The organism is Actinokineospora sp. (assembly GCF_050699995.1).
GTDB lineage: Bacteria > Actinomycetota > Actinomycetes > Mycobacteriales > Pseudonocardiaceae > Actinokineospora.
The window spans coordinates 1-5,765 of record NZ_JBOHGC010000547.1; the positions used below are offsets into that span (position 1 = coordinate 1).

Genomic DNA, 5,765 nt, shown 5'->3' on the forward strand with positions numbered 1-5,765 from the left:
CGCGTCGGAGCTCTACCGCAAGCTCTCCGAGGGCAACTTCGTGCGCGCGACGTACGACGCGCGCAAGGCGTCCGAGCGGCTCGCGAAGCGCAAGCGGTTCCTCCACTACGGGCCGAACCTGCACATGATCGTGGTGACGCTCCGCTGCAACGAGACGTGCCTGTATTGCCACGCCTCGCGCGCCGACATGGACGCCGTGCACACCGACATGACGCCCGAGATCGCGGAGCGCACGGTCGATCTCGTCTTCCAGACCACCAGCCCGTGGGTGACGATCGAGTTCCAGGGCGGCGAGCCGCTCGTGAATTACGCGGTCGTGCAGCACATCATCGAGTACGCGCGCGACAAGAATCGCGCCGCCGGCAAGCAGCTCGACTTCACGATGGTGTCCAACCTGGCGTTGCTCGACGACGCGCGGCTCGACGCGGGCACGCTGATAAGTGTGAGCACCGCCCGCGCCGAGGCCATCCTCGGTGCCGCGGGCGACGACCCCGGCACGATGGCCGCCGTCTCCGCGAGCCGCGCAGAGACGGCAGCCGTGCTTGACGGGCTGTTCGGAACCGTGGTCATCGCCAACGACAACGGTCCGCGGCAGGTCGTGGTCTCCGGGCCGACCGCTGATGTCGAAGCGGCCCTGGAAGCGTTGCGCGCGGCAGGTTTGTCGGCCCAGCGCATCTCGGTGGCGTGCGCGTTCCACAGCCCTCTCGTGGCGGGCGCGGGCTCGACTTTCGCCGAGGTGCTGGCCGGTGTGCCGGTCAGCGCGCCCGAGGTCCCCGTGTGGTCCAACCGCACCGCGAGCGCGTACCCGACGGACCCCGACCGTGTCCGGGCCGAACTGGCCGCCCAGATCGGCTCCCCGGTCCGCTTCGCCGAGCAGATCGAGGCGATGCACGCCGACGGGGTGCGGATCTTCCTAGAGGCGGGCGCCGGTCGGGTCCTCAGTGGACTCGTCGGCCGCATCCTCGGCGACCGGCCGCACACCGTGATCGCTGTCGACAACGGCGGCCTCCCCGGCTTCCTCGACGCGGTGGCCCGGCTGGCGGTCGCGGGGATCGACGTCCGCACCGGCTGGCTGTTCAGCGGACGTGACGCCAGGGACGTCAGCACCCTCACGCCGCCCGCGCGCCCAGGGTGGACGATCGACGGCAGCTTCGTCCGAACCGTGGCAGGCGGCTACGTGGGCTTGGCGCCCGCACGCAAGGTCACGTTGGCGGGTCCCGCGGTGTCGGTGCCCGCCGCGTCGGACCGCGACGAGATGGTGAGCGACTTCCTGCGCACCAGCCGGGAACTCATCGCCGCGCAGCGGGATGTGCTGCTGGGCTACCTGGGTTCGGCGCCTGCGGCGGAGCCGGTTGTGAATCCCGTGACGCGGCCGGTCTTGGAGCCGGTGGCGGCCCGCCCGGCGGCTGTCGCGGCGTCGCCGGACGCGCTGACGGTGGTGGTCGAGGTGATCGCGGCTCGTACCGGGTATCCGGTGGAGATGATCGATCCGGCGGTGGATCTGGAAGCGGATCTGAGTGTGGATTCGATCAAGCGCACGGAAATCGCCGGTGAGGTCGCGTCTCGGCTTGGGCTGGGTCAGGGGCAGGTTGACGTGCTGGTCAAAGCGCGGACCGCGGCCGCCATGGCGCAGGCGACTGGGACGGATGCTCCCGCTCCGACCGAACCTGCCGTGGTGGCAACGGATTCCGCGGTCGGTCCCCTCGACTTGGTGATCGAGGTGATCGCCGCCCGCACCGGCTACCCGCCGGAGATGATCAGTCCGACGATCGACCTCGAAGCCGACCTGAGCATCGACTCGATCAAGCGCACCGAGATCGCGGGCGAGGTCGCTTCGCGGCTTGGGTTGGGGCAGGACCAGGTCGACGTGCTGGTCAAGGCCCGCACCGCCGCCGCCATGGCGGGGTCCGTGGCGGACAAGGCGTCGTCCGGGGCTATCGAGGGATCGCCCGCGCAGCGCTACGTGCTGGAGTTGGTGGACGTCGACGCCGAGCCGAGCGATGACCTGACGGCTCTCGTCGGCAAGCACATCCTGATCGCGGGCGGCGCCCCGGCGCTGGCCACCGAACTGGCCGACCAGCTCTCCGCCCGCGGCGCGCTGGCCATCCCCTTCCAGGGCAGGCCGGAGCTGGCCGCCGACGTCGACCGGGTCGACGGCCTCATCTCGCTGCACGCACTGCACGACGAGGACACCGTGCTTCCCGGCACGTTCGCGCTGCTGAAGTCCGCCCTCGCCCGCGGGCCGAAGTGGGTGCTGGCGGCCTCGGCCGCAACGCCGGTGGCCGCCGGGCTGCGGGGACTTTTCCGTTCCCTGCACCGCGAATACCCCGACCTGGTGGCCAGGCACATCGAGCTGGACCCGGCCATGACCCACGACCAGACCGCCGAGCTGATCCTCACCGAGGTCCTCACCGGCCGCGACGAGCCCGCCGTGGTCGTCACCGCCGACGGCAGGCGGGCCTACCGCATGGTGCCCAAGGCACTGGGCGCCCTCGCCACGTCCGGCGCGGGACCGGCGGGCATCGGCGCGGCTGAGGCCGAAGCCGTCGGGCTGACCCGCGACTCCGTCGTGCTGCTCATCGGCGGAGCGCGCGGCATCACCGCCCAGGTCGCCCTTGCGATCGGCGAGGCCGCGGGCTGCCACCTCGAACTCGCGGGCCGCACCGTGCTCGACGCCGAGCCGGAGCCCCCGGCCGTCCTCGTCGCCCGCGACCTGGCCGGGTTGCGGTCCGCGCTGGCCGGTCTCGGTGGCCGCGACCTCGCGGGAATCGAGCGGGAAGCCCGCGAGATCCTCGCGCGCAGAGAGGTCACCGCGACCCTCCGGGAGATCAGAGGCACCGGCGCGACCGCCGAGTACCACACCCTCGACGTCCGCGACGGCGACGCGGTGCGGCAACTGATCAAGCAGGTGCACACCGCGCACGGCAGGCTCGACGGCGTCGTCTACGCGGCGGGTGTCATCGAGGACCGGCTGGTCGCCGAGAAGGACCCGAAGTCGTTCGAGCGGGTCTACGGCACCAAGGTCGACGGGGCGAACGCGCTGCTCGCCGAGCTGGGCGACCTGGCAGTCGACACGAAGTTCGTCGTCTTCTTCGGCAGCATCGCCGCCGCCCTGGGCAACCGGGGCCAGGCCGACTACGCCGCCGCCAACGACGCCATCGAAAGCATGGCGGCGGACTGGTCGCGGCGCACCGGAAACCGCGCGCTCACTGTCCACTGGGGACCGTGGGCCCCGGTCGGCAAGCACAGCGGCATGGTCAGCGCCGAGCTGGGCCGCTCCTACGCCGAGCGCGGGATCAAGCTGCTCGACCCGGCCGACGGGGTCGCCGGCCTGCTGCGCGAACTGGCCTGGGGCGACCCGGCCCAGGGGGCCGTCGTGTACTCGGCTTCGGAGTGGTGAGGCGATGACCGCCATCGACATCCTCGGGACCCACGCCATCACCGAGCCGGAGCGGGTGCTGCTGCTGGCCGCCGCCAGCCCGGCCGAGCTGTCCGCACTGCTCGACCGGTCCGACACCGACGTCCTCGCCCTGCCACCCGGCACGGCGGTCGGCGCCCGCCTCGGCATCGTCGACCCGACCCCGCGCAGGCTCGCCCTGGCCCGCAAGGTCGTCGCGAGGGGCCGGGCCCTGCGTGGCCGTGACGACGTGTGGTTCAGCCCCGACCAGCTGCTTCGCGGCGGCCGGACGGCGTTCGTCTTCCCCGGTCTGGAAGCCGACTTCGCCCCGCGGATCGACGACATCGCCGACCTGCTCGGCGTGCCGGTGCCCGACCTGGGCACCCAGACCGTCGGCAGGCACGGCGGCGCGGTCCTCGCGGTCGGCAGGCTGCTCGACGCGGCGCTGCGCCGGATGGCGATCGTGCCGGACGCCGTCGCCGGGCACAGCGTCGGCGAGTGGACGGCGATGATCGCGGGCGGCGTCGTCTCCGGCGAGGACTTCGACGCCATGCTCACCCGCACCGACCTCGACGCGCTGCGCGTGCCCGGCGTCGAGTTCGCGGTGCTCGGCTGCCCGGCCGCCCGCGCCGCCGAAGCCATCGCGCACAGCCCGGACCTGGTGATCTCCCACGAGAACTCCACCAACCAGACCGTCGTGTGCGGGCAGGCGGACCACATCGCCGAGCTGGTCGAGCGGATGCGCGCGGCGGCGGTGATCTGCCAGGTGCTGCCGTTCCGCTCCGGCTTCCACACGCCGATGCTGGCGCCGTTCCTCGGCGAGTTCGAGCAGTGCGTGCCCAGCCTGCGGATGCACCCGGCCGTCATCCCGGTCTGGTCGGCGAACACCGCGAGCACGTTCCCGGACGACCCGGTGCTCGCCCGTGAGCTGTGCGTGCGGCACCTGGTCGAACCCGTCCGGTTCCGCGCCACCGTCCAAGCCCTCTACGACTCCGGTGTCCGCGTCTTCATCCAGGCGGGCCCCGGCCAGCTCGGTTCGCTGATCGACGACACGCTCCGCGATGCCGTCCACCTCACCGTCGCGGCCAACTCCGGGCAGCGTTCCGGTGTCGACCAGCTGCGCCGGGTCGCGACCGCTTTGTGGGCCGAGGGCGGCAATCCGGACTTCACCGCGCTCGTCCCGCGCAAGGCCGAGGAGCCCGCCGAGCCGAGTCTGTCCCGGCTGAGCGAGCTGGCGGTGCGATTCCCCGCGCTGCGCGAGCTGACCGCGCTCATCGACGACACCACCGACGCCGTCGCCGCCGTCCTCACCGCGGCGGGCCGCCCCGCCATGGCGCCGCGCGAGTTCAGCCTGACCGTGTCCACCTCGGACATGCCCTATCTCGCCGACCACTGCTTCGCCCGGCAGCGCGAGGGCTGGCCCGACGAGACCGACCTCCGGCCCGTCGTCCCGGCGACGACCGTTGTGCAGCACCTGATCGATGCCGCCCGCTCGGCCGCACCCGGCCGGGTCGTCGTCGGTGTCGACAACCTGCGCTTCCGTCGCTGGCTGGTCGCCGCGCCCGCGACCGAGGTCGCCGTCTCGGTGCGGCCATTGGACAGCGACCGGGTCGAAGTCCGACTTGGGGACTACGCCGACGGCACGATCGTGCTGGGCGACAGCTACCCGCAGGCTCCTCGGGCGTGGCCGCACAAGCTGGCGGAGCGGGCGCCGAGCCTGTCGGCGTCGGACCTCTACGCCCAGCGCTGGCTCTTCCACGGCCCGTCGTACCAAGGGATCAGCCGCACCCTCGCGGTGTCCGACGACGACGCCCGCGCGGAGATCACGGTGCCCGAGGCGCCGGGCGCCTTGCTCGACAACGTCGGCCAGGTCATCGGCCACTGGCTGGTGGAGAACCACCCGCAGCGCTGGATCGCCTTCCCCATCGCGATCAGCCGGATCCGGTTCCACCGACCGGTTCCCGGCATCGGGTCCACTGTGGACTGCTCGATGCGGGTCACCGGCATCGATCTGGGCACCGTGCGGGCCGACGCCCAGGTGACCGCGGGCGGTGAGGTGGCGGTGTCGATCGAGGGCTGGACCGACACCCGGTTCGACAGCGACGCCGCGATCGGGTCGGTGCACCGGTTCCCGGAGACCAGCACCCTGTCGTGGCGGGCCGAAGGCGGCTGGTGGGCCGCCGCGGAACGCTGGCCCGGGCTGGCTTCCCGCGAGTTCTACCTGCGCAAATACCTTGGCGCAGCGGAGATCGCGGAGTACGAGGCGTGCGACCCGACCCAGCGGCGGCGCTGGCTGCTGCGCCGGATCGTGGTCAAGGACGCCGTGCGCGGCAGGCTCTGGGACGACGGCTACGGCCCGCTGTTCCCC

Annotated in this window: 2 protein-coding genes; both read left to right on the top strand. The window is 72.5% G+C overall.

Translation table 11 applies throughout. The annotated features are described in order from the left end of the window. Positions 1-3,400: SDR family NAD(P)-dependent oxidoreductase (locus ACRDSQ_RS26685; RefSeq protein WP_431424751.1), on the top strand; the 3,400-nt coding region annotated here is incomplete at its 5' end. A gap of 4 nt (positions 3,401-3,404) precedes the next feature. After that, a partial coding sequence (locus tag ACRDSQ_RS26690; RefSeq protein WP_431424752.1) for an acyltransferase domain-containing protein occupies positions 3,405-5,765 on the top strand: 2,361 nt, incomplete at its 3' end.